Raw genomic sequence first — 24,785 nt, forward strand, 5'->3', positions numbered from 1 at the left:
GGCATCCTCGGCGGCGGCAGCCCGGGCGATGTCCAGGGGACCGGAGGCGCTGGCTGCCCGAGCAGCCCGCGGCGGTGCTTGGCGGCGAGACCGAGGAGTAGCCGGAACCCTGCGCTGACCCCATGATCCAGCCACGCGGGCGCGGTGCGCCGTCACATCGTTTCAGCAGTCGTGTGGCGGTTCGCGCATCGGCGAAAGGGCGGTGTCGGGGAGGTGCGGAAACTGCCGGGCGCTGCGGTATGAGCCAAAAGTTATCTACCGGCGTCGATGAAGAGGGCCTACGTTACGGCCACCTGTCGGTGCCGGGTCGATGTGGCCGCACCCGCAGCTCCGCCCACCCGAAGGAGTTTTCGGATGAACCGATTTCTTGCCGGCACGGCAGCAACGATTCTGTTGCCAGCCGGGCTGGCTGCCATCGTCATCGCCGGGCCCGCCAGCGCGAAGCCCGCCGGCCCGACACCGGCCGCACCCGTGGGCGAGGCCGCCTCGCCCGAGATGCTCGCCGCCATGCAACGCGACCTGGGCCTGACCGCCACCGCGGCTCGCGCCCGGATCGCCTCCGACGCCGCCGCCAGCCGTACCGAACTGGCGTTGCGTAAGCGGCTCGGCTCCACCTTCGCCGGCGCCTGGCTGGCGTCGGACGCGAAGTCGCTGGTCGTGGCCGTCACCGACAGCGCCAAAGCCGCCGAGGTGACCGCCGCCGGCGCCACACCCAAGCTGGTGAACCGCAGCGGCAGGAAGCTCGACGCGGTCAAGGACGGCCTGGACGCCGCGGCCGCCAAGGCGTCCCCGGCCTCGGTGCCCGGCTGGTACGTCGACGTCAAGTCCAACACCGTCGTGGTGCAGGCACGCGGGGGCAGCGCCGCTGCCAGAGCCTTCATCAAGGCCAGTGGCGTCGATGCCTCCGCGGTGCGGGTGGTCAGCACCACCGAACAGCCCCGGCTGCTCTACGACGTACGTGGCGGCGACGCCTACTACATCGGCGGCGGCCGCTGCTCGGTCGGCTTCTCCGTCAACGGCGGCTTCGTCACCGCCGGACACTGCGGCAACACCGGCAACTCCACGACCGGCTACAACCAGGTCGCCCAGGGCAGCTTCCAGGGCTCCTCGTTCCCCGGCAACGACTACGCCTGGGTAGCGGTCAACTCCAACTGGACCCCGCAGCCGTGGGTCAACAACTACGCCGGCGGCAACGTGACCGTGGCCGGCTCCACGGTGGCCGCGATCGGCGCGGCCATCTGCCGCTCCGGCTCGACCACCGGCTGGCGTTGCGGCACGGTGCAGGCATACAACCAGACGGTCAACTACGCGGAGGGCTCCGTCTCGGGTCTGACCCGCACCAACGCGTGCGCCGAACCGGGTGACTCCGGCGGGTCCTGGCTCAGCGGTCAGCAGGCGCAGGGCGTCACCTCCGGCGGCTCCGGCAACTGCTCCTCCGGTGGCACCACCTACTTCCAGCCGGTCAACGAGATCCTCTCCGCGTACGGTAAGACACTGGTGACCAGCGGCGGTGGCACCCCGCCCCCGCCGACCGGCTGCAGCGGTTACGAGTTCTCCGTGACCGGGTCGCTGTCCAGCGGCGGCAGCGCCTACCAGCCGAACGGCAGCTACTACTACTCGTCGGCCTCCGGCACCCACCGTGGCTGCCTCGACGGCCCGACCGGCACCGACTTCGACCTCTACCTGCAGAAGTGGAACGGCAGCGGGTGGGCCGTGGTGGCGCAGGGCATCACCTCTGCGGCCGACGAGACCGTCTCCTACTCCGGTACGGCCGGCTACTACCGTTGGCGGGTACACGCCTACAGCGGTTCCGGCAGCTACGCCCTCGGCTACAGCAACCCCTGACCGGATCGACGGGACGCCCGCATCGCACCGCGCGATGCGGGCGTCCTCGACCGCCGACGCGGCGGAGCGGGAACTGTTCGGGCAGCGTCGGCGCTGACGGTGACGGTGACGGGCACCTGCGGGCCAATCACCTGGGCGAGGCCGCCGAAGGGATCAGGGGTTCACGAAGTCGCGCGCCTCGGCGTAGACGGTGGCGTCGGTGTGCAGGCTCATGTGCCCGATGCAGGCGGTCCGGGTGTTCTTCGCCCCGGAAAGCACTGTGCTGTCGGCCGGGTTGATGACCCCGTCGCACCTGGACCACCAGGTCCCGTAGGTGGGGGTGCCCGGGGTCTCGTCCACGGCGTTCAGGTTGGCGAGGAAGGTGGAGCCGATCCGCATCTCGACGCAGGCGGTGCTGAAGCAGGTGTTCGCCGAGGAGGTGCCGTGGTTCGGGCCGCCGAGGGACACCCAGCGGTCCACCTTCGTCGACGCGATGTTCTTCAGGTAGTAGCGGGAGGAGAGCCCACCCATCGAGTGGGTCACGATGTCGACCTTGCTGGCTCCGGTGTTGGCGAGCAGCGTGTCGACCTCCTGCCGGACGATCTCGGCGGTGGTGGCGTTCGACTGGCTGGTGTTGTACGAGAACGCGCGCAGGTGGCTGGTGGGCCAGCCGTTGGCCTGGAACCGGCTGATCATCGTGTTCCAGGTCGAGGCGCTGCTGTTCCAGCCGTGGACGAAGAGGATCGGGTCGCTCGACGGCGTATACGACGCCGCCTGGGCGGGGACGGGAACGGCGAGGGTTGCGGCGGCGACCGCGATCGCCAGCAGGCATCGCCGTACAACTGTGATCACGGGGATTCCTTCTTAACGGGGGCGGGGGTGGGGGCGGACGCGGTGTTCGACCGGGGGTGGCCCGCGTCGGTCCCGTCGAGGGTTGGCAGATATTACTTACGGGTAGCCTTCTGATGTCAATACATCGATGTGCCTGGTCGAGGGCGCCGTCCAGCGGCGTCGCGCCCGGACCTCCGTCGACCGCCTCTCCCCCAGGCCAGCGGCTCTTCATGGGTCCGGCGGTGCGTCGGGCGTCGCTGGAAGTGGCCAAGTAGCTGCCCGGGCTTCGCACGAACCGGCAGCGGGTGTCGAGAGCACCGGAGGGGGATCGTCATGGCAGGGGCCCGGCAGATTCTGTTCATCCAAGGTGGCGGCGCGGGCACGTACGACGAATGGGACGACAAGCTGTTCGACAGCCTGGGGCGGAATCTCGGGGAGGGCTACGAGATCCGTTATCCGCGCATGCCCGACGAGGACGACCCGAGCTACGCCAGGTGGAGCGCGGCCATCCGGCGTGAGATGACGACCTTGGACGACGGCGCGGTCGTCGCCGGCCATTCGGTGGGCGGGACGATCCTCATCAACGCGCTCGCCGAACGGACACCGGACCGAAAGCTCGGGGCGATCGTGCTGATCGCCGCTCCGTTCGTCGGTGCGGGCGGCTGGGCTGTCGACGGGTTCGAGCTGCCGCACGACCTTGGCGCGCGGCTGCCGCAGGGCGTGCCAGTGCACGTGTTCCATGGACTCCGGGACGAGACCGCCCCACCCTCGCATGCTGACCTGTACGCCCGCGCCATCCCACACGCACAGCTGCACCGGCTGCCCGGTCGTGATCACCAGCTGAACAATGACCTGACCGAGGTGGCAAAGGTGATCGGTCCTGACGATCTCGGACCAGTCACTCAGGGATAGCCAAGGGGCCATGACATCCGATCGACTGCCACGGCTCGGCGCTCGGGCTTGGGCCGACCTACCGGCGTCGCTGCATCATTCCCTTGAGCAGCGCGGCCTGCCCGACGTGCTGCAGCCCGTCGGCCAGCACGCCGGCCAGCCGCGCGTGCACGGTCGCCTCGTCTCCCAGGGTCGGGCTGTGGACCGTCCGGAAAGGGTCGTCCCCGCTGTCGAGGTAGTCGTCGATCATCGCGACCGCCGCCCGGTGATAGGCCGCGAGCACCTCCGGTCCAGGGCTGCGGAAGTCCGCCGCCTCAGCGGCCGAGTGCCGATAGCCGGTGTCGGCCGGGTCGGGTGCCCGGTCGAACCGGGCGTGCCAGCCGCCGACCAGCCAGAGTTGCGGGCGTCCGCGCAGCTCGCTGACGTTCCGGTCGTGGCTGCGGGTCAGGTGCCACAGCAGCCACCCGATCGAGTTGGTGCCGCCGGCCAGCCGGGCGTCCAGCAGAGCGGGGTCCAGCCCGTCGAGCAGGGCCGTCACCTCGTTGGCGATGTGCCGCAGCAGGTCCCGGACCAGGGCGGTGCCGTCGGTCGCGGTCACGCCGGCACCCCGGTCGGTTCATCCGCGTACGCCAGGGCCCCTGCCGTGGCCGCGGGGGTGGCGGGCAGCAGCGGCGGGCGGACCGTCGGCGTCGGGATGCGTCCCTGTGCGTGCAGCACCGCCTTGACCACGGAGGGGTTGGGTTCGGCGAAGAGCGCGGCCGACAGGGTGGCGAGCCGGTGGCCGAGCGGCCGGGCCCGGGCGACGTCCCCGACCCGCCAGGCCGCGACCAGCGCGGCGTAGTCGGCGGTGGCCAGGTGCGCGGACGCGAGGATGCCGCCGTGCGCGCCGAGCGCGAGCAGCGCCGAGGCGTACGCGTCCTCACCGGCGAGTACCGCGCAGCCCGGCGGCACGTCGGCGAGGAAGGCGACGGTGTCCGCGTCGATGCCGCCCACCGCGTGCTTGATCCCGACCACCCCGGCCGTCCCCGTCAGCCGGCGCAACGCTCCGGCGGAGAGTTGCTGCCCGGTGCGGTACGGGACGTGGTAGGCGACCAGCGGCACCGGGGACGCCTCGGCCAGCCGGGCGAAGTGCGCGAGTACCGCCTCCTCGCCGGGCCGCAGGAACGGCGGCACCAGGCAGAGCGCCGCCGTGACGTCGGGCCGTTCGGCGAGGTCGTGCAGGTCTTCGAGGGTGTGCGCGCCGACCAGGAGCCCCGCCCGGTGCTCCCGGCAGGCCGCGGCGATCACGTCGATCACCGTCCGCTGTTCGGCGTCGGCGAGCGCGTGCGGCTCGGCGGTGGTGCCGAGGGCGACCAGGCCGGCGGCCCCGGCCTCCAACACCTCGTGGGCGAGAGCGGCCAGCGCGTCGAAGGCGACAGCGCCTCTCTCGTCGAACGGCGTGATCAGCGGTACGTACAACCCCGTCGGTGTCATGCGTCAAGCCTGCGACCGGAGACCGTGAAGAACCAGTTCTGATTCCTCCACAGATACGTAAGCTGAACTGATGCTTGACGTGCGGCGCCTGCGCCTGCTGCGGGATCTCGCCCGGCTCGGCACCATCGCCGCCGTCGCCGAGGCGCACACCTACACGCCGTCAGCCGTCTCCCAGCAACTCGCGGCGCTGCAACGGGAGGCCGGTGTCGCGCTCCTGGAACGCGCCGGCCGTCGGGTCACCCTCACGCCTACCGGGGAGGCCCTGGTCCGGCACACCGAGGTGGTCCTCGCGGCCCTGGAGGCGGCGGACGCCACCCTCGCCGCCGCCCGTGGCGGGCTCTCCGGCACGGTACGCATCGGCGCGTACCCCAGCGCCGTGCGTACCGTGCTGCTGCCCGCCCTGGTCGCGCTGGCCCGCGACCACCCCGCGCTCGACCTGATGGTCACCGAACTGGACCCGGTCGCGGTGCCCGACGCACTACGCGACCGTCGCCTCGACGTGGCTCTCGTGCACGACTACGACATCGTGCCGGTCGAACCGGATCCGGCGCTGGACGTGACGCCGCTGCTGGACGAGACGGTGTTCCTCGCCCTGCCCGCCACGACGGACCACGACCCGGGAGGCGACCCGCTGCGGTCGGTGTGCGACGCGGACTGGATCGTCGGTAGCCAGGGAACGCTCTGCCACTCGCTCGCCCTGCACGCCTGCGAGCTGGCCGGCTTCCGCCCGACCGTGCGCCACCACGCGGACGACTTCGCCGCCATGCTCGCCCTGGTGGCCGCCGGCCAGGGCGTCGGGCTGGTACCCCAGCTCGCCGTCGGGCAACCACCCACCGGGGTCCGCCTCGTACCGCTGGCCATTCGCAGGCGCACCCGGATCGCCTACCGGCGGGGCGCGGGCGACCACCCGGCGGTGGCCGCCTGCGTCGCGGCGCTCCGGGCCGCCAGCGGCGAACACACGGCAAGGTCGACTCGGGTTCACTGAAATCGGGCTGTCCACTGCGCATGGACACCCCCACTTTAGTGACCTCGTGTCGATCTTGGTCGAGCGTCAGGCACTCACCTCGACTGCCGGGTGGGTTCCCTGCCGGCCAGTGCCTCTCGCAGCATCGCCCGTGCCGACCAGCTCATGAGGTCGGCCGCCTCGTCACGGGACAGCCGCGCGATGTCGGTGAGCCAGACCATCGACTCGATGCCGGTCGCGGACCGGATCGCCACCGCGAGAAGGTGCGTGTCGAGATGCGGGTGGGTGTGGCGCAGCGGGGACAGGGCGTCCTCGATCCACACGATGGCGCGCCCCTTCCGCATCTGCGGCTGCTCGGCACCGGGCTCCAGCGACAGCCGCAGCGAGGCGCGCAGTTCCGGCTCCCACTCGACCGTGGTGCGGGTGAACTCCCGCATGACCAGGTCGAGCCGGGCGTACGGGTCGTCGGGGGCGTCCTCGGGCAGCAGGGAATCCTGCTGGATCTCGGGGTGCGCCGCGATGAAGAGGCTTCGCTGGTTGGGGAAGTACCGGTACGCCGTCGTGCGGGAGATCCCGGCCCTGGCCGCGGCGTCCTCCACGGTCGGCGTCGTCCCCTCCGCCAGCAACTCGCGGGTGGCGGCGACCAACGCGGCTCGGGTGCGCGCCTTCTGTTCGCGACGGCCGGTCAGCTCATATGGTATCGCCATTGCCATCATGGTACCTTAGTCCCATGGGACTCCAGTCCCATATAGATGTCGACCCCGCCTGGGCGCGGGCGAATCGAGGCGACCCATGGGCAGCGAAGACCCCACGATCACCAATCCGGATCTCTACAAGGTGATCTTCGAAAACGCCCGGGTCCGGGTGCTGGAGTACCGGGATGCCCCCGGCGACAGCACGCATCCCCACCGGCATCCCGACACGGTGATGTATCCGCTGACCTCGTTCCGGCGCCGGATCTCGGCCGGCGATCGACGGGTCGAGGTGGACATCCCGGCCGGAGGCGTGCGCTGGGTCTCGGCGCAGGAGCACGCCGGCGAGAACATCGGCGAGACGATCACGCACGCCATCTTCGTCGAGCTGAAGGAGGCCGTCCCCTCCGGTGCGCCCACGGCCGGCGGGTCGGGGCTCGGTCCCAGTGTCGACTGACGTCGGTCCGTTCGAGCGCGGCGCTGGCCGGCGACCACCGGTCAGCCGGTCGGTCGGGTGGATGAAGAACCGTCGAACGATGACAGTCGTGGGCCTCGCCGCCCTCCTGTCCGTCACCGGCTGCACGGGCAGCTCGGAAGGCGGCGAAGCCGCTGGGACCACCAGCGCGGCGGCGACGGGCGCCGCATCATCCCCGTCCGACGCGTCGGTCGTGTCGGCGAAGGACGTCTGCGCCTATCTGGACGGCCGCCTGCCGACGCTGCGGGACCTCGGGTCCGAGGTGGGTGCGATGGCCAACCTCACGGTGAACCTGTACTCCTGGTACGAGGAGCAGGGTGCCGTGCCGACCGGCCGCGAGATCGACGACCAGACCCGGCAGGAATGTCCGGCGATCCGGGCCGAGGTGCTCGAACTCTCCGGAATGGAGAGCTCCGAACGGCTGTAGGTGCCATCAGGCGCCCCGACGTGGGTCCGGCCGGGCACCCTTGACAAGGACGCCCGGCCGTCGATCAGGGGGTGTAGTCGAGCTTGAAGTTGTAGCCCTGCGCGTCGTGGCCGCCGCCGCCCGCACAGCGGCCCTTGTCCGGATAACCGTTGTAGAACATGACCCGGCACTTGCCGCAGAACCGCCACTGGTCCTGACCGGTCCCGCCGTGGTCGTGCGGGAGAAAGAACATGTAGCCCTGCGGGTTGTGGACCCCGCCGGCCGGGCAGACTGCGCCGCCGTCGCCGAAGCCGTTGTAGAACATGGCGTTGCACCGGTCGCAGAACCGCCACTGGTCCTGGCCGCCGTCCGGGCCGGCATGGTCGTGCGGCAGGTAGTACATCCAGCCCACCGCACCGTGGCCGTCACCGGCCGGGCAGCGACCCTTGCCCTCGAACCCGTCGAAGAACATCGTGTGGCACCTCCCGCAGAACCGCCAGGCGGCCTGGCCACGGTTGCGGGCCGCGAAGGTCATCGTGTAGTCGCCACCGTCGCCCTGGACCCGGATGGACTGCCGCGCCGTGTGGCCGGTCTCCGCGAGGGCGATGTCCGCCTCGGTGAATCGCAGCTCGCGACCGAGACCGACCCACTCGTCGGTGCTCGGCCCGCCGGTCGGAGTCTGCAACGCCCCGTTGAACGCCTGCATCACCACCCCCACCCGCCGGTTGCGGTCGGCGCCGAGACTGGCGAACAGGGCGCTGTTGACCGAGCCGGCGACGATGTTGCGCAGCGCCTGTGCGTTGCCGTCGTCCCACTCCATCAACGCCACCAGGAAGATGACGTCGTTCGGGCTCGGCAGCGCCCTCTCCTCGCCGTACAGGCCCCAGAAGGACTGGAACGGCACCTCGTGCGTCTCCTTGGCGTCGACATCGCCGAAGGCGCCGTAGACGAACGCCCGGGAGGCGGGGATCGGTGCCGGGAAGCCACCCACGTTGTTCTTCAGGTCGACCGCAGCCACGATCACGTAAGGCTCGTCCGCACCGGCCTCGTCAGTTTCGGTGTGACAGCGAAAACTCTCCAGATAGGCATAGATCATGGACCGAACCCCTCTGATCGGCGGAATTACCGGCCCATGACGGAATTGATCGATCGCCGCAGGACCGGCCCCTCACCAGCCCCTACGTGCCCCGCCCCCGCGAACTCCCCATTCCTGCGGCCAGCCTTGCGACCAGGCTAGGACTTTCTGGGAATTGAAGCACGGACAATTTTCTTACTCTGATCTTGAGCACGCGCGCCGCTTTTCCTGGCCGTTCGGGCCAGCTGACAAACGCAGGTTGGCGCGGTCAGTCGAACAGGAGCAGCGCCGCCACCATGGCGAGCATGACCACTGCCACGGTACCGACGGTCACCAGCGCCACCCGGCGGGTGCGGGCCTGCGCGTACGGGGCGTGGAGAATCCCGTCGGTCAACCGCTCGTAGCCGGACACCTCTCCCGCCGGGGACCACGGGCTGGTCTCCCGCACCTCCGGGGTCGGGGGCCGGTTCGAGACGTCCTCCGTCGCGTACGTCGGCTCGATGCGCGGTGGCAGCTTCCGGAAACGGTCGTCCATGTCGCGCAGTGTCGCAGGCGAGAGCCAGGGCGAGGGATCAGCCGAAAACGACGAGGCTCCGACCGCGCATGGCAGTCGGAGCCTCGTCGTTGGTGGTGTCAGGCCGCGTCGACCGCGGTCACCGTGAAGCCGGCGACGTTGTCCGACGGGTCCGAGTCCGCCAGTGGGGTGTAGTAGTCGGTCCGCACCTCGATCGTCGCCCGACCCAGGTCACCGAGCGCTGCTTCGGAGGAGGCGCTGAAGTTCAGCGCGAAGGTGCGCTCCTCGCCCTCCATGAAGGCACCGCCCGGCGGGCAGAGGTGCCCGCACTCGTCCGTCCAGGGCTCTCCGAAACCGGCCGGCAGGCCCGCCGGGACGAGCCAGACGAAGGGGTGGGGTGCGTCGCTGTTGTAGCGCAGAGTCACGGGCAGGCTGCCCTCGAACCAGCCGTCCGGCTGCCGGGTCACCGTCAGGTCCCCGGCGACGGAGAGGGTGAAGTCGGGCTGGGTATCCCGCACGTACGGCTGCGGATTGGCCAGCGAGCCGGTGGACGAGCGGAACCGGGTGCTGAAGTCGGCCTCCTCGACCGTGGTGTCGCCGACCTTGACGGCGAGGTGGCCGTTGCCGGCCTTCATCGCGTACGGCCGGACGGTGGTCAGCACCTGGAAGTCGACGGAGAAGGTCCGGCGCTCGCCGGGCTGCCACAGGCCGCCCGGAACGACGCACTCGACCGTCGTCCGCCCGTCCGGCAGGCGGTCGCCGCCGCTTGAGCAGTTGATGCCCCACTCGGCGTTGACGTAGGAGCCGGGCACCGGCTCGGTGATCACGTAGCTGGGCCAGGCGGGCTCGGACCCGTGGTAGGTCAGCTCGACCTGGAGGGACCCCCGGTAGCCGCGCTCGGTCGGCTCGAACACGAGCCGGTCGGCGACGGTGGCGGTGGACGTTGTCGTGGCGGGTGCGGCCTGGGCGGCCGGCGCGGCGAACACCGACACCGCGGCCAGACCCAGCACACCAACCAGCACAGTGGACAGTTTGAGACGCATGGAACTCCCCGTGTTTCCCCGTGACCGCGGACGTTCCGCGGTGACGCCCGCGAGAGCCGGCGCGGGCACGGCCGCGAGCGGTCCTCATCATGACAGCGGGGCCGGTCGCCCCGCTGCCCCCTGCCACGGACCGGCATCGACGACCACCCCGGGCGCCTCGTGTCGTTGATCCGGTTGAAACCGTGTCCCAGCAGGGACGACGCTAGGGCACCGACACATCGAGGAGGGACGCCGATGACCCGTCAGCGCGAGACCGTGGAGGTCGACCCGGTCCTGTTCCGCGCGGTGTACGACTCGCCCGCCTCCCTGCCCGGCCGGCACCGCTGGACGACCCCCGAGTCGGACGTACGCCGGATCGAGAAGCTGCTCGGCATGCCGCTGCGCAGCATCGGCGCCCCGCTGTGGGTCAGCGGCGACGAGCCGGACTGTCCGAAGTGTTCACGGCGGATCACCTGGTACGACATCGTCTCCTCCGCGCTCTCCGGCGTGCACGACCGGATGATGATCGCAACGGTGATCCTGGGCGACCGGAAGTTCGTCAACACCGAGATCCCGGACGGGATCGCGGGCGTCAACTGTGCCGACTGCCGCACCCCGATCGAGGGGCTGCGCAGCTTCAAGTGCCACAACTGGGCGTACGCCTTCGAGGCGCTGGAGGAGGTGCGGCAGCGGATGTCGGGTGCGTCAGTCGTCGGCGGTCAGGTGGCGAACGTGCCGCAGCCCGGGCCGTCCGTCGAGTGACACCGGCCCGACCGGGGTGAAGCCGGTGCGCCGGAGCACCGCCAGCGAGGCGGCGTTGTCCAGGGTCGTTGCGGCGGTCAGCCGGCGGAGGCCGTACGCGTCGCGGGCCAGCGCGCACGTCCTCCGTACGCCCTCGGTGGCGAGCCCGCGCCCGGCGGCGCGCTCGGCGACCCGGTAGCCCAGCTCGGCCTCCCCGGCCGCGACGTCCACCAGGTTGAACCGTCCCAGGACCGTGCCGTCGTCGTCGACCAGCAGGTGGAAGCGGCACGTGCCGGTGGCCTGCTCGGCGAGGAGCGCGGCGTGCCGCGCGGCGAAGCCGGTGAAGTAGTCGTCGCCCCGGTCCGGCACCGAGCGGGCGAACCACTCCCGGTTCTCGCGTTCGAAGTGGAGCAACGCGTCGGCGTGGTGGGCGGCGAGCGGCTGGAGGTCGGGCACGGCCCCACCCTAGGCCCCTATCGCCGGGCAGGGCGGCGGCCGGGGGGCGAGGGCGGCTCGGGGCCGGGGTCGGGGACCGGCGGCATCGGTCGGGTGACCGGTGCCCCGCCGGTGACCCGGAACGGCTCGCCGTGGTGCCACACGTCGACGCCGGTCTCCGGGCCGGCGTCCGGCAGTTCGTAGCGGGCCTCGTCGGCGGTGAGCGTGACCCGCAGCCGGTGGCCGTGCCAGCGCAGGCCGAACGCGAGCCGGTGGACCTGCCGGGGCAGCCGGGGGTCGAAGGAGAGCACCGCCCGGTCGTCGCGGAGCCCGCCGAAACCCTGCACGAGGGCCAGCCACGCGCCGGCCAGGGAGGCCAGGTGCAGGCCGTCGGAGGTCTTGTCGCCCAGGTCGGCGAGATCCTGGAGGACCGACTCGGCGAACAGGTCGTACGCGAGGTCGAGGTGCCCGACCTCGGCGGCGAGCACCGCCTGCGGTGCGGCCGACAGGGAGGAGTCGCGGACGGTGCGCGCCTCGTAGTACGCGAAGTTGCGCGCCTTCTCCTCGGCGGTGAACTCGCCCGGGCAGCGCTGCATGGCGAGCACCAGGTCGGCCTGCTTCACCACCTGCTTGCGGTACAGCTCCAGGTAGGGGAAGTGCAGCAGCAGCGGATAGTCGTCCTCGCCGGTGTTCGCGAAGTCCCACTCGGGCTGATTGGTGAAGCCGGCGGTCTGCTGGTGCACGCCGAGCTTGCGGTCGTACGGGACGAAGATCGCGTCGGCGGCGGCCCGCCAGGCGGACACCTCGGCCGGGTCGACGCCGAGCCGGGCCGCCGCCTCCGGGTGCCGCTCGGAGGCGTCGGCGGCACCGCGCAGGTTGCGCCGGGCCATCAGGTTGGTGAAGACGTTGTCGTCGACGAGGGCGGCGTACTCGTCGGGGCCGGTGACCCCGTGCAGGTGGAACGTGCCGGTGTCGGACCAGTGGCCGAAGCCCTCCCAGAGCCGTGCGGTCTCCACCAGCAGTTCCAGGCCCGGCCCGGCGAGGAGGTCGTCGTCGCCGGTGACCGCCGCGTACCGCAGGACCGCGTCGGCGATGTCGGCGTTGACGTGCAGGGCGGCCGTGCCAGCCGGCCAGTAGCCCGAGCACTCCCGGCCGCCGATGGTCCGCCACGGGAAGGTCGCACCGGGAAGCCGCAGCTCGGCCGCGCGGTCCCGGGCCTGCGGCAGGTGCGCGTGCCGCCAGCGCAACGCGGAGCGGGCCACCACCGGTGCCACGTACGTCAGCACGGGCAGCACGAACGCCTCGGTGTCCCAGAGCACGTGGCCGTCGTAGCCGTTGCCGGTGAGGCCCTTCGCCGGGATGGTCCGGTCCCCGTCCGGTCGGCCGGCCTGGATCAGGTGGAACATCGCGAACCGGATCGCCTGCTGGAGTTCGTCGTCGCCGTCGAGCAGCACGTCGGCGGTCTCCCACGCGGCGTCGAGAGCCGTACGCTGCCCGGCGAGCAGCGCGTCGAAGCCGTCCGCGCGGGCGGCGTCGGCCTCGGCGACGACCTGCCCGGCCAGGTCCTCGGGCAACGTCCCGCCGACCGGGGCGCACTCGTACGCGGCGAACCGGGTCAGCTCCAGGCGCTCCCCCGCGCGCAGGGTCCCGGACAGCGACAGGCGAAGCCGGTCCGGTGTGCAGTCGACGCCCGGCGCGAAGCCGTCCGGGGCGTCCACCTCGTGCGCGACCGCGACGGCGACCCGCTGGCCGCTGCGTCGGGTGCGGTGGACCAGCACGCCGTCGTGCCCGGTCGAGTGGCGGTACTCGGCGGTCAGCGGGTCGGTGATCACCGAGGCGGCTCGGGGGTCGTCGCGCTCGGGCACCCGCTCGTTGGCGAGCAGGTCGGCGCAGACCCGGATCTCGACCGGTGCGCCCAGCGGTTCGACGCTCCACCGCACCGCGGCCACCGGACGCCGGGGCAGCGACACCAGCCGGGTGCTGCGCACGCGTACGCCGTGACCGGCCGGGGAGACCCACTCGGTGAGCCGTTCGACCGTCCCGGCCCGCAGGTCGAGCACCCGATCGTGGACTTCGACGGTGCCGGTGCGCACGTCCAGCGGCTCGCCGGCCACCCAGAGCCGGACCAGGGCCGCGTTGGGCGCGCTGACCACCGTGTCGCTGTCCTGCGGGAAGCCGTACCCCTCCTCGGGATAGGTCAGCTCACGCCGCTCGTGGAACCCGTTGAGGTAGGTGCCGGGCATGCCGTACGGCCGGCCCTCGTCGAGGGCGCCGCGCCAGCCCACCCATCCGTTGGAGAGCGCGAAGATCGACTCGGTCTCGGCGATCCGGTCCAGGTCGTCGGCCGTACGCCGGACCCGCCAGCATTCGTCGCCGTCCGCCCCGGGCGTGGTCGGCGGTCGGTCGGCGATGGGCTGCACGGGTGCCTCCTGCGTGTCCGGCGTACCTGGCCGCCGCGGTGGTCCCTACGGTTTCCCCAATGTCGCGGGAGCGGTAAACGCGACGGATTGGTTGGTGAGGTGGCTCATCCCCGCCGGCCGCCCGACGGCAGGTTTTGTGCCCCGGGTCGGCGGGGAGGCGGTGGGGCGCGGACCGGCCGCCGTGAAACCAGCGAGTTGCCATCACCGTCACAGAAATCGGATACCAGCCATGACCAAGGACTTCGCACGTACCGCCGGCAGGGGGCTTCGCCTTGCCCGGTCAGCCATCCTCGGGTCGAGCCTGGTCGTCGCCGGGCTGGCACCCTTCTCGGCCTCGGCCACCGAGGCCAGGGCCGTGGACCCGGTCGACCTCGACACGGCCACCTCCTACGCCGTCCTCGCCGACGACGCCGTCTCCAACACCGGGAACTCCGTCATCGACGGGGACGTGGGCGTACACCCGGGCACGGAGGTGTCGGGATTCCCACCGGGGGTCATCAACGGCGAGCGCCACGCCGGTGACGCCGCGGCGGAGCGGGCACAGACCGACCTGACGGACGCGTACGAGGATGCCGCCGGACGGACCGCGAGGGCGACCATCGGCCCTGACCTCGGGGGACAGACGCTCACGCCCGGCGTCTACCAGGTCTCCGAGGACGCCGACCTGGACGGCACGCTCACCCTCGACGCGCAGGGCGACGCCGAAGCGGTCTTCATCTTCCAGGTGGGCTCCGACCTGGACACGGCGGAGAACAGCGCCGTGCGGGTGGTGAACACGCCGGGACCCGCCTGCAACGTCTTCTGGACGGTCGGGGACTCCGCCGACCTGAACACCAACACGTCCTTCACCGGCCGGATCATGGCCGTCAAGGACATCCGGCTCGAATCCGCCGCCCGGGTGGAGCAGGGCGGCGCCCTCAGCCGAGACGGTGCGGTCACCCTGGACACCAACGCGGTCAGCCGGTCCGACTGCACGCCGGCGACGGCACCGGCGAGCCCGACGACGCCGGCCCCGGTCACGCCCGGTACGACCGCGCCGGAGACCACGGCGCCCGCTCCCGTCCCGCCGGAGGTGACGGAGTCTCCGACGGCCCCGCCGACCGAGCGGGATCGCGACGGGCGCCCGACGGCACCTCCGGGTCGACCGGACCGCGACGAGCCGCCGGGCCGGCCGGATCGGGACGAGCCGCCGGGGCGGCAGGACCGCGATGAGCCTCCGGGCCGATCTGACCGCGACGAGCCGCCGGGCCGATCGGATCGCGACGAGCCTCCGGGCCGATCGGATCGCGACGAGCCTCCGGGCCAGTCGGATCGCGGGCCGGACAACGGCTGATCGTCCTGACGGGAGCGGCGCCGCCGCTCCCGTCAGGCTGCCGTGGATGGCGGATCAGGAGGCCCGGGTCGCCAGCAGAAGCGCCGCGACCGTGCCGAGGACGAGGAACGGGCCGAACGGCAGGCTCGCCGACCAGCGCACCCGGCCGGCGACCAGCAGACCGATGGCGACCACTGCGGACAGCCCACACGCCGCCAGCAGGCCCAGGACCGGAAAGATCCACCCGTACCAGCCGAGCAGCATCCCCGCGCCGACCGCGAGTTTGGCGTCGCCGAGGCCGAAGCCCCGCCGTCCGAGCAGCACCGTCGTGGTGGCGAAGAACAGCCCGAGGCCGACCCCGGCGGCGATCGCACGCAGCCAGGGCGCGACGCCCGCGCCGGTCAGCGCCGCCATCCCGAGCAGCAGCCCGGTCCCGACCGTGGCCGGGGTGGTGAAGCGGTCGGGCAGGCGGTGCACGGCCACGTCGACGAAGACCAGCGGCACCATCCACCCGAGCCACCAGGCCGTCGCCGCCAGTTCCCCGGCGGGCGGTCCGACCAGCGCCAGCACCGCGACGGCGAGGACCACGACGACCTCCACGGCGCCCGGCGGCGGTCCGACCCGCTCCGGGCACCGCCCGCACCGGGCGGCCGGGCCGAGCGCCGGCCACGGGTGATCCAGGTCGATCGGGGCGCCGCAGGCATCGCATCCGGTCCGGCTCGGAGACCCCGACGGTACGGCGTACCGCAGCGCCGCGAGCCGGAGCGCGGGCGTGACCGCGAGGGCCGCCCAGGGGTACGACCGACGCGAGGTGTGGGCGGCGGGAGCGCGGGTCGGGTCGCTCGTCAGCATGCCGGCTTCCCGCCGGGCGTCGATCCCGTGGACACGGAGAGTAGTTCCGGGGACGGACTTCTGTAACGGGCGCGGGTTGGTCCGCCCCGGACCCCGGCGCGAGTCGACGGGACGCTCCGGTCGTGCGGCCGGGGCGCGGCGGCGGCGATCGGTCCGGTCCGTGGACCCGGACGGGCGAGGGGCAAAGCGGACAGTGCCCATCGATCGGGTCGGACCGACACCCTCCATGGGCACCCGGACCGGGTCCAGCACCGTCGACCATGCCGGCCGCCCACCGCACCCCCGCACACCCACCGGACGGACTGCCGCAACCTGCCCGCAACCATGCCCCGCCACCACCCCTCATCACGCAGCGTATCCGTATGAATTGCCTCTGTTGCATCGGCGGGCGTCAGCCTATGCTCGCCCCTTGGGTGTGGTGCAACCCACGACGAACTGACAGGACGAAACAGGAAATCTTCGTTGTAGAAGATCTGTAACGGTAAATGCGGCAGCGCACGGGGCGGGTCCGGATGTGCTCATTCGGCCGCGCTTCCGCATGCCCGCCGGCCGCCACGACGCGGCCCCGGGCCCGCCACGGAGGAGGCACGACAGTGCGAGGACGGCAGCTTCGCCGGTGGTCAACCTGCCTGGTCGTGGCCGCGACGGTCGCTTCCACCACGGCCTGCGGTGCCGGTGACGAAACGTCCACCGGCACGACGGCCGCCGACGCCGCGCCCGCCCGAACCGATCGGAAAGCCGACGAACGCGCGGCGGAAAAGGCTGCCCTGGCCGCCTATTCCGGATATCTCGCTGCCTCCCGCGAGGCGAGCGGTCGCAGCGATCCCCACCTTCCGGAACTGTCGGCGTTCCTCGCCGACCCGCTGCTGACGCGGGTCCGGTTGACGATTCGGCAGGCCAGACAGCACGGCGCCGTACGCACCGGCAAGCTGATCTCCGACCCCACCGTGGTGTCGGTCGACCTGGACGCCGTCCCGCCGACGGTGGAGATCCAGGACTGTCTCGACGCGACCGGCTACCAACTCGTCTACGCGCGGAACCAGAAGGTCGTCCCGGGCAGCCGGGGCACCCGGAACCTGGCCACCGCGACCGCCACCCGCTACCCCGACGGCCGCTGGTTGATCAGCGCCGGCGTCGCCCACGAGGACCAGCCGTGCTGACCCGGCGGGGGATCACGGGACTCGCGCTGGCGGTGCTGCTCACCGCGGCAGCCGGCGTGCCGGCGCTCGGCGCCGGGCGGGCCGATCCCCCGGGTGCCGAGTGCCCGCCCGGCCAGCACGACTGCAACATCTGGGACGACGACCCGGGCGATCCCGGTGATCCCGGCGGCGGGGACACCGGCGGCGGGGACGGCGACGGTGGCGGTGGCGGCGCCGGCAAGTGCCAGTGGAACGGCCGCACGATCCCCTGCTACGACGACGTGCTCGGCTGGTTCGACAACGGCTCCGGCTGCTACTACAAGCTCGCCGAGCCGCAGCCGACCGAGCCGCCCGACGGCCAGCAGTGGTACGTCCAGACCTGCAACGGCGGCGACCTCGGCGAGCAGGACTTCGTGCTGCGCGACGACCCACCGCCCGGCTTCGGCGCACCGCCGGACCCGGAGGAGTTGGCCCGCCGGGCGCTGGCCTCGATCTCGCTGCTCCCCCCGCGGGTGGCGGTCGCGCCGGACAAGGACAAGGGCCCCGGCCTGGTCGGCCTTCCGGTGTGGATGTGGGCCAGCCCCGGCGCGAACTACTTCGGACCGATCCGTGCCTCGGAATCCGACCGGGGCCTGACGGTCACCATCGAGGCGAAGGTCGACCGGATCGTGTGGAACCTGGGCAACGGGCACCGGGAGACCTGCACGGGACCCGGCACACCATACGACCCGAAGGGTCCGCACGCCGGCAAGAAGTCACCGACCTGCGGCTACGACAGCGGCTACGCGAAGGCCGGCACCTACCGGGTCCACGCCACCACGTACTGGACGGTGCGCTGGTGGGCCGACGGCGTGGAGGGCAGTCCCCCCATCCCCCAGACCAGGACCAGCAACGCAGCGACGATCCGGATCAACGAACTACAGGTGGTGGCGGAGTGAGCCTGGCGACGCGCAACGGAACCGGACCGGTGGACGCACCGGTCACCCCACCGAAGGTGGTGCGACAACGCCGGACGCGGCCCGGACTGCTCGGGCTGGCCGTCCTGCTCATCGCCCTCGGCGGGCTGGGCGCGGCGTTCGCGGTCACGTCCGTCCGCGCCACCGGCAGCTACCTCGCGGTGGCCCGGCCCGTCGAGGTGGGCCGCGAGATCGGCGCGGACGACCTGATCACCGTGCAGGTGGCCGGCGGTCGGGGGCTGTCGCCGGTGCCCGCCGGGCGGCTCGACGACGTCGTCGGCAAGCGGGCCGCCGTGGCCCTCGTGCCGGGCACGCTGCTCACCGACGACCAGCTCACCGACGACCCGCTGCTCGGCCCCGGTCAGCAGCAGATCGCGCTCGGGCTGGACCCGGCGGAGATACCCGCCCGCAAGCTGCACCCCGGGGACAAGGTGCTGCTGGTCAGCACCCCGGACACCAAGGACGGCACCTCCGCCGGCACCGCCACCCGGTTCACCGCCACCGTCATCGACACGGCGGCCACCGGCAACGCCGACGAGTCGGTGGTGTACCTGGCGCTTCCCGTCCGGGACGTACCGGCCGTGGTGGCGCTCGCCGCGCAGGACCGGATCGCGGTCGTCCTCACCGAGGCGGCCTGAGCATGGCGATCATCGCGCTGGTGTCGGCGAAGGGCTCCCCCGGCGTCACCACGTCGGCCCTGGCCTGCGCGCTGAGCTGGCACCGCCGGCTGGTGCTGGTCGAGGCCGACCCGTCCGGCGGGTCGATCCTCGCCGGCTATCTGGGCGGGGCGCTCGACGGGCCCCGGGGCATCGGCGAGCTGGCCGTCTCCGAACTGCGCGACGGCAACCTGGAGAACGCCTTCTGGTCCCAGCTCGTCGACCTGGACGCCCCGCGACGGGAGCGCCTCCTGCTGCCGGGCGTGGTCGACCCCGCCCAGGCGGGCAGCGTCGTCCCGCTGTGGCAGCGGTTCGCCGACTTCTTCACCGCCCTCGACCGGGGCGACCCCGCGTACGACGTGCTCGTCGACTGTGGCCGGTTGCACGTCCCCGGCCCGCCCTGGCCGGTCCTGCGGGCCGCCTCGGTGGTGCTGCTGGTCAGCGGCGCGCGGCTGCCCGACCTCTCCGGCACGAAGGCGATGGTGAAGGCGATCGAACGGGACCTGGCCGAGCACCGGGTGCCACCGGGCACGCTGCGGCTGCTGCTGGTCGGCGACGGACACTCCGACGGCGAGATCAGCCGCGCGCTCGGCGTACCGGTGATCGGCCGGCTGCCGCGCGACCCGCGTACCGCCGAGGTCCTCGCCCTCGGCGGCACCGTGCGGGCCGGACGGCCGTTGATGCGCGCGGCCGGGGCGCTGGAGGTGCCGGTCGGATCGCTGCTGGACCGGCGGCGTGCCCGGCTGGCCTGGCCAATGACGCAGGGGGTGCCGGATGCGGTTTGAGCCGGTCTCCACCGACCCCCGCCGGCCGGCCCCCGCCGCCACCTCGATCACCCCACCGCTGGTCCCGCCGAACGGTCGCCACCACCACACCGCCGTCGCCCCGGTGCCGGCGGTCGCGTCGCAGCCCGAGCCGCCGCCCCGCCGGGTGGACTTCCAGGTGGTACGCGAGCTGCGCCGCGAGTTGAGCGAACGGCTCACCCTCTGGCAGCGCGGCCGGGAGTTCGACGCCGACGCCGAGGACGTCGAGCGGGCCCGGCTCGCCGTGGCGGTGGTGTCCGAGTACGCCGACGCGGTCCGCCGCTCCGGCACCCCGATGGCGGCCGGTGAGGAACGACTCCTGCTCGACCAGGTCACCGCCGAACTGGCCGGGCTCGGCCGGCTCCAGACCCTGCTGGTCGACGACACCATCGAGGAGGTCCACATCCTCGGCTGCGACCAGGTGCGGATCACCCGGCACGGCGGGGGCGTGGACTGGGTCGACCCGATCGCCGACAGCGACGACGAGCTGGTGGAGATCCTCCAGGCGGCGGCCCGCCGCGCCGGGGCCACCGAGCGGTCGCTGTCCACCTCCAAGCCGACCCTGGACCTGCAACTGCCCGACGGCAGTCGGCTCGCCGCGGTGTTCCTGGTCAGCCACCGCCCGTACGCGGTGATCCGCAAGCACAACACCCTCGACGTCTCCCTCGACGACGTCGCCGGGGCCCGGGGCGACCTGGACGAGATGATCGACCCGCTGCTGCGGGACTTCCTGCGCGCCTCGATGCGGGCCGGCCTCAACATCATGGTCGCCGGACTGGCCGGGGCCGGGAAGACCACCGTCATCCGGGCGCTGATGAGCGAGATCCCGCCCGACGAGCCGTACGTGCTGCTGGAGGAGAGCCGGGAACTGCTCCCCGCCCGCCGGGGGCACCGGCACCGGGCGGTCATGAGCTTCGAGGCCCGGGAGGGCCACGGCGAACGAGGGATGGACGGGCGACCGGCCGGTGAGGTGAGCATCGCCGACCTGATCCCCGTCTCGCTGCGGATGGGCGTGCTGCGGATCATCGTCGGCGAGGTCCGGTCCCGGGAGATCGTGCCGATGCTCCAGGCCATGACCACCAGCCGGGGCTCGATGTGCACCATCCACGCCCGTACGCCCGGCGGGGTCAGCGAGCGGATCATCGAGCTGGCGCTGGCGCACGGCCGGGAGATGACCGTGGACCAGGCCCGCCGGATGGCCGGCAACGCGCTCGACCTGATCGTCTACGTCACCGTCGAGGACGAGACCGCGATCGGCGGGCGGAAGCACCGCTTCGTCTCGCACGTCGAGGAGGTCATCGGCGTCGGCGACAACAACCGGATCATCACCACCACGGTCTTCGGTCCGGGGCCGGACGGCCGGGCGGTGCCGCGTCACCTGCCGGAACGGATCCGCGCCCAACTGCTCCGGGTCGGCTACGACGCCCGCCTGCTGGGCCGGTGGATCGAGGCCGGCACCGGCGCCTGGCGGCGACCCCGGCAGACCCGTCTCGGACGGCGGTGACCGGTGCCGGACAACGTGGAACTCGTCGCGGTGCTGGCCGGTGCCGCCTGCGTGGCCGGGCTGATCCTGGCCGTCGTCGCGATCGTCGGCACCAGCCGCCCGCCGGGTCCCGCCCCGGGATCGGGTAAGGGCGTCGACCGGCTCTGGAAGGGCTCCGGCGCCACCCCCCGCGAGCAACGCGCCCACCAGGCGCTGCTGGTCGGCGCGGTGGTCGCGGGCGCGCTGGCGTTCCTGATCACCGGGCTGCCCGTGGTCGGCCTGCTGGTGGCGATCGCCGTGCCGGGCACGCCGTGGCTCTTCTCCGTCGGCAAGGAGGAGCAGCGGGCCATCGCGCGCATCGAGGCCGTCGGTGAGTGGACCCGCCGGCTCAAGGACGTCTCCGCCACCGGCCAGGGCCTCCAGGCGGCGATCACCGGCACGGTCGCCACCGCGCCGGAGGAGATCCAGGAGGAGGTACGGCTGCTCGCCGCCCGCCTCCAGGCCGGCTGGCTCGCCCGACCGGCGCTGCTCGCCTTCGCCGACGAGATCGGCGACCCGGTCTGCGACCAGGTCGTCGCCGCGCTGATCCTGCACCTCACCGACCGGGGCGAACGGCTCGGCGACGTGCTCGGCTCGATCGCCACCGCGGCGGCGACCGAGGTGGCCACCCGGCGCGAGGTCGAGGCGAAGCGCACCCAACCCCGGTTCGCGGTCCGCTTCCTCACCGGCATGACCCTTGCCACCGTCGCGTACGGGCTGATCAACGTCGAGTACGTCCGCCCGTACGGCACGCCCTTCGGACAGCTGGTGATGGCGGTGCTCGGCGCGGCCTTCATCGGCCTGCTCGCCTGGGTGCGGTCGATGAGCCAGCCCCAGCGTCCGGCGCGCTTCCTGCCCGCCCCGGACCCGCAGGAGGTGGTCGCGTGAACCTGGTCCTCAACTGGCACCTGGCGATCGCCGTCGTCGGTGGGGCGGCCGTCGGGCTGGGCGTCTTCCTGGTCGTCCGGGAACTGGTGCCGGCGACCCCGGCGCTCGGCCCGGCGCTGCGCCGGCTCCACCAGCCGCCCGGCACCTCCGCCGTCGCACCGGCCGCACGGCAGCCGGAATGGCTGACCGGGCTGTCCCGGTGGCTGCGACCGCCGCACCGCCAGCTCGCGCTGATCGACCAGACACCCGAGCGGTACGCGCTGTCGCTGCTGCTCTCCGGGCTGATCGGGCTGGCCGCGCCGACCCTGCTCGGCGTCACGCTGCTCGCCGTCGGCGTACGGCTGCCGGTCGTGGTGCCGGTGCTCGGCAGCCTCGGTCTGGCGCTGGTCTGCGCGCTGTCCGCCCACCGGTCCGTGATCACCCGGGCCGACCGCGCCCGGGACGAGTTCCGCGCCGCCATCTGCACCTACCTGGACCTGGTGGCGTTGCAGCTCTCCGCCGCCCACGGGCCGGTGCAGTCGCTGGAGCGCGCCGCGGCGGTCTGCGACGGCTGGGTCTTCGAACGGATCCGGGAGGCCCTGCGGATCGCCCAGATGCAGATGCACTCGCCCTGGGACGAGCTGCGCGACCTCGCCGATCGCATCGGCATCCCGGAGCTGGGTGACGTGGGCGCGATCATGCGCTCCGCCGGCAGCGAGGGCGCGCAGGTGCATGAGACGCTGCGCAGCCGCGCCGACTCGCTGCGGGACCAGATCCGCACCGACAACCTGACCCGCGCCGAGGGGGTGACGAGCCGCCTGGACATCCCCGGGTCGCTGCTCGTCTTCGTCCTCCTCGGCTTCGTCATCTACCCGTTCATCGCCCGCCTGTGAAACCCCGAGAGAAGGAGCACGCCATGTCCGTCATCCACTACGTGCACGCCACGCTGGCGGCACGCCTGGCCGAGCTGCGCCGCGACGGAGAGCGGGGCGACAGCCCCGTCCCCACCGCGGTCATCATCTTCGGCCTGGTCGCCGTCGCCATGGCGGTCACCGCCGCGGCCCTGGGCGCGGCGAACGACTGGATGGACAACATCCCGAAGCACCAGGACCCGAAGTAGAAGCCTGACCCGTGATCCACGCAGTCATCCACTCAGGACGCCGGGCGGCCACGACCGCCGTCCGGCGTCTCGTGCCGGCCGCTGTGCGGCGGCGGCTCGGGTCCGGCGCGGACCGGGGTGCCAACCCGGTCGAGCTGGCGGTGACCATGCCGGCGATCCTGGTGCTGCTCTTCGCCTCGATCCAGGTCGCCGCCGTGTTCGTGGCGCGCTCCACGGCGCTGAACGCGGCACAGAGCGGGGTCAACGCGCAACGCGTCCACCAGGCGCCGCCGGGCGCCGGCACGGCCCGCGCGACCGGCTTCCTCACCGCCGCCGGTGGCTGGCTGGTCGGCTGGAAGTCCCCCGGCCCGAGTTGCGTCACCACGGCGACCGAGGTGACCTGCACGGTCACCGGACGCTCCCTGTCGGTCGTGCCGGGGATGGACTTCCCGGTGCGGCAGACCGCGCACGGAACGGTGGAACGGTGGACGGTGCCATGAGGCGTACCGGTGACCGGGGCGCGGTCTCCATCGAGGTGGCCGTGCTCGCCCCGGCCTTCATCGCGCTGATCGTGCTGGCCGGCGTGGCCGGCCGTACCGCCGTGGCGGCCGAGGCGGTCGACGCCGCCGCGCACGACGCGGCCCGCGCGGCGTCCATCTCCCGCAACGCGGCCACCGCCCGCGCCGAGGCCCACGACGCGGCCCACCAGCAGCTCGAATGGAAGGGCCTCAACTGCACCGGTACGCCGCAGCTCACGTTCGGCGGGTCGGTGGCCGGCAGGCCGGCGAGCTTCGACGACGCGTTCGGCAGCCCGGTCGGGCAGGAGGCCTCGGTCACCGTCCGCATCGAATGCACCGTCTCCTACCAGGACATGAAGCTCTCCGTGCTGCCCGGCATGACGCTGCAGAACGAGGTGTCGGCGAGCTTCACCTCCCCGCTGGACCGCTACCGGAGTCGAGGATGACCGCCCGCCGCGCGGCGCTGACACGTCGTCACCGCCGAGACGACGGGCGGGTGAGCGTGTTCCTGGCGGTGGCCGCCGTCGGCGTCCTCACCGTCATCGCGCTCGCCTTCGACGGCGCCGGGCAGTTGCGCACCCTGCAACGCGCCGAGAACCTCGCCGCGGAGGCGGCCCGAGCCGGTGGCCAGTCGATCGACCGGGCCACGGCGATCGAGGGCGGGCCGAAACAGATCAACCAGCCACAGGCCCGGCAGGCCGTCGCCGAGTACCTCACCGCCGCCGGCTCCACCGGCCACACCGTCACCTTCCCGGTTGTCGACGGCGAGACCCTCGTCCAGGTCGACGTCACCGTCACCTATCAGCGATCCCTGCTCGGCCTGGTCGGCTTCGACAAGACGGTCACCGTCTCGGGCCGGGCGACCGCGCGCGCACTCACCGGAGCACCGTAGGAAGGAAGGCAGTCATGACCGCATCGGGTGGGTCCGTCGTACGGCGGACCGGACGCGTCCTCACCGGACTCGGCGCGCTCGTCGTGCTCTGCGGGGTGCTGGTCGGCGCCCCGGTGGCGCTGCTGACCCTCGCGGGCAACCCGCTGCCCGACCAGGTGCCGACGCTGGCCGAGATCGGTGCCACGCTGACCAGCCGCGACGACGGTCAGCTGTTCCTGCGCGCGCTGGCGCTGGCCGGCTGGTTCGGCTGGGCGACCTTCGCCCTCTCCGTCCTCGTCGAGCTGGGCGCACAGACGCTACGCCGGCCGGCGCCCCGGCTGCCCGGGATGGGCCGGCAGCAGCGAGCCGCCGCCGCGCTGGTCGGATCGGTCGCGCTGATCGTCGCGGCCAGCCCCGCGGCGGCGAG

At 72.6% G+C, this 24,785-nt stretch carries 28 protein-coding genes and 1 pseudogene; 19 read left to right on the forward strand and 10 right to left on the reverse strand.

The window, feature by feature from the left end; all coding sequences use genetic code 11:
• Positions 1-354: 354 nt before the first annotated feature.
• Positions 355-1,845, forward strand: a complete 1,491-nt coding sequence (locus AB0I76_RS04185) for a S1 family peptidase (protein ID WP_357029732.1) — start codon at positions 355-357, stop codon at positions 1,843-1,845.
• 153 nt (positions 1,846-1,998) lie between these two features.
• Here the strand turns inward: AB0I76_RS04185 and AB0I76_RS04190 are convergent, their stop codons facing one another.
• Positions 1,999-2,676, reverse strand: coding sequence for a triacylglycerol lipase (locus AB0I76_RS04190; RefSeq protein WP_357029734.1), 678 nt, complete (start codon positions 2,674-2,676; stop codon positions 1,999-2,001).
• Between the two features lie 312 nt (positions 2,677-2,988).
• On the opposite strand from AB0I76_RS04190, the gene AB0I76_RS04195 reads away from it, so the two are divergent.
• A complete protein-coding gene (locus tag AB0I76_RS04195; RefSeq protein ID WP_357029736.1) occupies positions 2,989-3,567 on the forward strand; it encodes an alpha/beta fold hydrolase in 579 nt (192 codons plus the stop codon).
• A 58-nt stretch (positions 3,568-3,625) separates the two neighbouring features.
• Here the strand turns inward: AB0I76_RS04195 and AB0I76_RS04200 are convergent, their stop codons facing one another.
• The gene (locus AB0I76_RS04200; protein WP_357029738.1) at positions 3,626-4,144 is read right to left on the reverse strand and encodes a DinB family protein; all 519 of its coding nucleotides are present in this window, start codon (positions 4,142-4,144) and stop codon (positions 3,626-3,628) included.
• Entirely contained in the window at positions 4,141-5,019 is an 879-nt protein-coding gene (locus AB0I76_RS04205; RefSeq protein WP_357029740.1) for a dihydrodipicolinate synthase family protein, read from the reverse strand. Before AB0I76_RS04205 ends, AB0I76_RS04200 begins: the two co-directional genes overlap by 4 nt.
• A 70-nt stretch (positions 5,020-5,089) precedes the next feature.
• Between AB0I76_RS04205 and AB0I76_RS04210 the strand changes: the two genes are divergently transcribed.
• Positions 5,090-6,004: a LysR family transcriptional regulator gene (locus tag AB0I76_RS04210; RefSeq protein WP_357029742.1), complete on the forward strand. Its 915-nt coding sequence runs from the start codon at positions 5,090-5,092 to the stop codon at positions 6,002-6,004.
• 74 nt (positions 6,005-6,078) lie between these two features.
• Here AB0I76_RS04210 and AB0I76_RS04215 read toward each other — a convergent pair whose 3' ends face one another.
• Positions 6,079-6,690, reverse strand: coding sequence for a helix-turn-helix domain-containing protein (locus tag AB0I76_RS04215; RefSeq protein ID WP_357029744.1), 612 nt, complete (start codon positions 6,688-6,690; stop codon positions 6,079-6,081).
• Between the two features lie 85 nt (positions 6,691-6,775).
• On the opposite strand from AB0I76_RS04215, the gene AB0I76_RS04220 reads away from it, so the two are divergent.
• Entirely contained in the window at positions 6,776-7,132 is a 357-nt protein-coding gene (locus AB0I76_RS04220; protein ID WP_357029746.1) for a cytoplasmic protein, read from the forward strand.
• Between the two features lie 79 nt (positions 7,133-7,211).
• On the forward strand, positions 7,212-7,577 hold the full coding sequence (locus tag AB0I76_RS04225) for a hypothetical protein (protein WP_357029748.1): 366 nt from the start codon (positions 7,212-7,214) through the stop codon (positions 7,575-7,577).
• A 64-nt stretch (positions 7,578-7,641) separates the two neighbouring features.
• Here AB0I76_RS04225 and AB0I76_RS04230 read toward each other — a convergent pair whose 3' ends face one another.
• From AB0I76_RS04230 to AB0I76_RS04240, 3 genes are all read right to left on the reverse strand, one after another.
• Positions 7,642-8,580: a hypothetical protein gene (locus AB0I76_RS04230; protein WP_357029750.1), complete on the reverse strand. Its 939-nt coding sequence runs from the start codon at positions 8,578-8,580 to the stop codon at positions 7,642-7,644.
• Positions 8,581-8,899: 319 nt separating this feature from the next.
• Positions 8,900-9,166, reverse strand: a complete 267-nt coding sequence (locus AB0I76_RS04235; RefSeq protein WP_357029752.1) for a hypothetical protein — start codon at positions 9,164-9,166, stop codon at positions 8,900-8,902.
• Between the two features lie 98 nt (positions 9,167-9,264).
• Positions 9,265-10,188, reverse strand: a complete 924-nt coding sequence (locus AB0I76_RS04240) for a hypothetical protein (protein WP_357029755.1) — start codon at positions 10,186-10,188, stop codon at positions 9,265-9,267.
• 234 nt (positions 10,189-10,422) lie between these two features.
• Between AB0I76_RS04240 and AB0I76_RS04245 the strand changes: the two genes are divergently transcribed.
• Positions 10,423-10,929, forward strand: a complete 507-nt coding sequence (locus AB0I76_RS04245; RefSeq protein ID WP_357029757.1) for a hypothetical protein — start codon at positions 10,423-10,425, stop codon at positions 10,927-10,929.
• Here the strand turns inward: AB0I76_RS04245 and AB0I76_RS04250 are convergent.
• Together AB0I76_RS04250 and AB0I76_RS04255 are read right to left on the reverse strand one after the other, a co-directional pair.
• Positions 10,873-11,364 carry a GNAT family N-acetyltransferase gene (locus AB0I76_RS04250; RefSeq protein WP_357029759.1) on the reverse strand — a complete coding sequence of 164 codons (492 nt, stop codon included), beginning with the start codon at positions 11,362-11,364 and terminating at the stop codon, positions 10,873-10,875. The genes AB0I76_RS04245 and AB0I76_RS04250 overlap by 57 nt on opposite strands.
• Positions 11,365-11,381: 17 nt before the next feature.
• Positions 11,382-13,763, reverse strand: a complete 2,382-nt coding sequence (locus AB0I76_RS04255) for a glycosyl hydrolase family 65 protein (protein ID WP_357029761.1) — start codon at positions 13,761-13,763, stop codon at positions 11,382-11,384.
• A 229-nt stretch (positions 13,764-13,992) separates the two neighbouring features.
• Here AB0I76_RS04255 and AB0I76_RS04260 point away from each other — a divergent pair, with 229 nt between their 5' ends.
• A complete protein-coding gene (locus tag AB0I76_RS04260; RefSeq protein WP_357029763.1) occupies positions 13,993-15,096 on the forward strand; it encodes an ice-binding family protein in 1,104 nt (367 codons plus the stop codon).
• Positions 15,097-15,150: 54 nt separating this feature from the next.
• Here the strand turns inward: AB0I76_RS04260 and AB0I76_RS04265 are convergent, their stop codons facing one another.
• Positions 15,151-15,927 carry an A24 family peptidase gene (locus tag AB0I76_RS04265; RefSeq protein ID WP_357029765.1) on the reverse strand — a complete coding sequence of 259 codons (777 nt, stop codon included), beginning with the start codon at positions 15,925-15,927 and terminating at the stop codon, positions 15,151-15,153.
• A 593-nt stretch (positions 15,928-16,520) separates the two neighbouring features.
• Between AB0I76_RS04265 and AB0I76_RS04270 the strand changes: the two genes are divergently transcribed.
• The 12 genes and pseudogenes from AB0I76_RS04270 to AB0I76_RS04325 all read left to right on the forward strand — a co-directional run.
• Positions 16,521-17,087, forward strand: a complete 567-nt coding sequence (locus tag AB0I76_RS04270; RefSeq protein ID WP_357029767.1) for a hypothetical protein — start codon at positions 16,521-16,523, stop codon at positions 17,085-17,087.
• 26 nt (positions 17,088-17,113) lie between these two features.
• Positions 17,114-18,004, forward strand: a complete 891-nt coding sequence (locus AB0I76_RS04275; RefSeq protein WP_357029784.1) for a hypothetical protein — start codon at positions 17,114-17,116, stop codon at positions 18,002-18,004.
• Positions 18,001-18,660 (forward strand): SAF domain-containing protein, encoded by a 660-nt coding sequence (locus AB0I76_RS04280; protein ID WP_357029769.1) that lies wholly within the window; start codon positions 18,001-18,003, stop codon positions 18,658-18,660. The genes AB0I76_RS04275 and AB0I76_RS04280 overlap by 4 nt, the downstream gene beginning before the upstream one ends.
• 2 nt (positions 18,661-18,662) lie before the next feature.
• Positions 18,663-19,463 carry a ParA family protein gene (locus AB0I76_RS04285; RefSeq protein WP_357029771.1) on the forward strand — a complete coding sequence of 267 codons (801 nt, stop codon included), beginning with the start codon at positions 18,663-18,665 and terminating at the stop codon, positions 19,461-19,463.
• The gene (locus AB0I76_RS04290) at positions 19,453-20,985 is read left to right on the forward strand and encodes a CpaF/VirB11 family protein (RefSeq protein ID WP_357029773.1); all 1,533 of its coding nucleotides are present in this window, start codon (positions 19,453-19,455) and stop codon (positions 20,983-20,985) included. Before AB0I76_RS04285 ends, AB0I76_RS04290 begins: the two co-directional genes overlap by 11 nt.
• 3 nt (positions 20,986-20,988) lie before the next feature.
• A complete protein-coding gene (locus AB0I76_RS04295) occupies positions 20,989-21,891 on the forward strand; it encodes a type II secretion system F family protein (RefSeq protein WP_357029776.1) in 903 nt (300 codons plus the stop codon).
• A 2-nt stretch (positions 21,892-21,893) separates the two neighbouring features.
• Positions 21,894-22,763 carry a type II secretion system F family protein gene (locus AB0I76_RS04300; protein ID WP_357029786.1) on the forward strand — a complete coding sequence of 290 codons (870 nt, stop codon included), beginning with the start codon at positions 21,894-21,896 and terminating at the stop codon, positions 22,761-22,763.
• A 23-nt stretch (positions 22,764-22,786) separates the two neighbouring features.
• The gene (locus tag AB0I76_RS04305; protein WP_357029778.1) at positions 22,787-22,990 is read left to right on the forward strand and encodes a hypothetical protein; all 204 of its coding nucleotides are present in this window, start codon (positions 22,787-22,789) and stop codon (positions 22,988-22,990) included.
• Between the two features lie 71 nt (positions 22,991-23,061).
• Entirely contained in the window at positions 23,062-23,469 is a 408-nt protein-coding gene (locus AB0I76_RS04310) for a TadE family protein (protein WP_357029788.1), read from the forward strand.
• A complete protein-coding gene (locus tag AB0I76_RS04315) occupies positions 23,454-23,933 on the forward strand; it encodes a TadE/TadG family type IV pilus assembly protein (protein ID WP_357029780.1) in 480 nt (159 codons plus the stop codon). The genes AB0I76_RS04310 and AB0I76_RS04315 overlap by 16 nt, the downstream gene beginning before the upstream one ends.
• Positions 23,930-24,379: a pilus assembly protein TadG-related protein gene (locus AB0I76_RS04320; protein ID WP_357029782.1), complete on the forward strand. Its 450-nt coding sequence runs from the start codon at positions 23,930-23,932 to the stop codon at positions 24,377-24,379. Before AB0I76_RS04315 ends, AB0I76_RS04320 begins: the two co-directional genes overlap by 4 nt.
• 14 nt (positions 24,380-24,393) lie before the next feature.
• Positions 24,394-24,785: pseudogene (locus tag AB0I76_RS04325) on the forward strand (peptidoglycan-binding protein); the annotation flags it as partial.

This window comes from Micromonospora sp. NPDC049799 (assembly GCF_040656655.1).
Lineage (GTDB): Bacteria > Actinomycetota > Actinomycetes > Mycobacteriales > Micromonosporaceae > Micromonospora.